Source organism: Prevotella sp. LCP21S3_D2 (assembly GCF_052118345.1).
Taxonomy (GTDB): domain Bacteria; phylum Bacteroidota; class Bacteroidia; order Bacteroidales; family Bacteroidaceae; genus Prevotella.
The window spans coordinates 1-304 of the sequence record NZ_JBQKHJ010000133.1 but is presented as its reverse complement, the minus strand read 5'-3'; the positions used below and the strand labels follow the sequence as shown (position 1 = coordinate 304).

1 pseudogene is annotated in these 304 nt (G+C 50.3%); it reads right to left on the bottom strand.

The features are described 5' to 3' along the window. Positions 1-304: pseudogene (locus ACTQ16_RS16935) on the bottom strand (DUF3987 domain-containing protein); the annotation flags it as partial.

The window sequence follows — 304 nt, the reverse complement described above, 5'->3', positions numbered from 1 at the left end:
CACCTTGTCGTCATTTTTCATGGTCTCCAATCGTATCTGTTCCAGCCACTCCCTGCCCTTATTCTCCAACTTAGGCAGAACCACCTCGCCCTCCATCAGGGGCAAGAGATGTGCTATCTGCCGTATGTGCTCACGTTGAGTTTCGGTCAGCACAAAGAGATTGTCTGTAAGCGGAGTGAACGTGTTGTCCGGCGTTCGCGCCACGACAATACGGCTTTGGAAACCATCCGTATAATTGTTCACTACCCGATAGAGTGCATCTGGCGTTCCGCACATCACAACGTTCCACAAAAGATGTTCGATA